The following is a 1539-nucleotide window of genomic DNA, read 5'->3' on the forward strand; positions in this document are numbered from 1 at the left end:
AGCTTGAGTTTTAACGTTTGGTGTCTGTTTTCTTGGTTTTGCCGGGGTCTCGGAGGGGGGCTGGGCGGGTGTTTCGTGATCCTGTCGGGCGTCCGGGGCCGGGCCGGGAGGGTTTCGGCGGGTTGGCGGGGGAGAGGGTTGTCCGGCAGATGCGGCGAAATCCGCGTCGGACCCGGGCGGGGGAGAGCCTGGCGGGTGCGGTCGGTGCGCGTTCCCAGGGGCGTCGGACGTCCTCGACGAGGCAGCGGGCCAGCCGGAGCTGGGCGTGGACCGCGAGGATCAGCCAGGTCCACCGGTCCGCTGCCTCGGGTCCGCGGACACGGGGCTTGGTCCAGCCGAGGGTTTGCTTGAGGAACCGGAAGGTGTGTTCCAGGTCGAAGCGGCGCAGGAACATCTGCCAGAGCCGGTCGACCTGTTCTGGGGTGGCCGCGGTGGCGGAGTGCCACAGCCACAGCGGTTTCGGGGCCGTGGCGCCGGGGAGTCGCTCGACCTGCAGCCGGATCACGGAGCCCTCGATGATCGGCAGCTGCTCGTCGTGTCCGGTCCAGGCGCCGGTGCGGGTCAGTTTGGGGTGCAGCCGGTCCCAGGAGCTGGCGGTCGCTGTCCCGTAGCGGGCGGTGGCGGTGGTGGTGGCGTGCGCGGGGGCCGGCCAGGACCGCGGGTCGGCGAAGGCGAACCGGGCGCCGTGGCGGACGCCGCGGCCGCGGGCGCCGGGGCTTCGCGGCGGGGCGGGGAAGGCCAGTACCCGGTCCGAGCGCATCCGGACCAGTATCTGGACCGGGAGGTCGGCCAGCAGGAACGCCAGCCGGGGCCCGTCGTAGCCGGCGTCCCCGACGATCCGGATCTCGGGGTCGCCCTCGTGCCAGTGCCCGGCGGTGATCAGGGCGTCGATCACGGTGCGCAGCTGGGCGGCGGCCAGGGCGGTGCCCTCGTCGCCCGGGCGCACGCGCAGCACGTCCAGCAGCGCGGTCCACGACGTGCGGCCGGGTTCCAGCGCGGCCACGAAGGAATACGGCCAGCCGGGGATCATCTGCGCCTGGCCGCAGGCGCGGGCGTAGGTGTGGCAGAACAAGCGGTCGGGGCTGGTGTCCGCGTCCGGCCGCAGCCAGTTGCTCACGTCGATCGCCAGCGTGATCCGCCCCTCGTCGTCGCGCGGGACCGCCTGGCGGGCCACGACGTTGCGGAACCGGCCGATGCCGACCCCGCCCCGGTTCAGGCTGTCGTAGAGGCTGCCGTGGCCGCGCCGGTGCTCGGGCTCCAGCGACAGCTCGACCAGCGAGGCGACCGGCCCGCCGGCGCACAGCACCGCATCGGCCAGCTCGAACAACGCATCCGCCCGCGCGGTGAGACACCCGTAGAACTCCTGCCGGAACCGGGACAGCTCCCCCAGCGCGGCGGCCGCGCCGCCGTCGTGCACACTGTCCATCGAAGCCCTTGGTTGTGATCTTCCTTCTGTCGCAAGAACGAATGATCAACCAAGGGCTTCACCCATGATCAACCGGGTCCACCCACCCACACCCGCACCTTAAAACTCAAGCT

At 71.9% G+C, this 1539-nt stretch carries 1 protein-coding gene; it reads right to left on the minus strand.

What is annotated here, in order from left to right:
• Positions 1-10 precede the first annotated feature (10 nt).
• Positions 11-1426 carry an NF041680 family putative transposase gene (locus tag EIZ45_RS45775; RefSeq protein ID WP_134670442.1) on the minus strand — a complete coding sequence of 472 codons (1416 nt, stop codon included), beginning with the start codon at positions 1424-1426 and terminating at the stop codon, positions 11-13.
• Positions 1427-1539: the final 113 nt, after the last annotated feature.

It is taken from the genome of Amycolatopsis sp. CFH S0740 (genome assembly GCF_004522315.1).
Classification (GTDB): Bacteria; Actinomycetota; Actinomycetes; order Mycobacteriales; family Pseudonocardiaceae; genus Amycolatopsis; species Amycolatopsis nivea.

Bases quoted from the DNA above. Each gene is read 5' to 3' on its own strand.
- EIZ45_RS45775 (WP_134670442.1), bottom strand. From the start codon at position 1,426: ATGGACAGTGTGCACGACGGCGGCGCGGCCGCCGCGCTGGGGGAGCTG.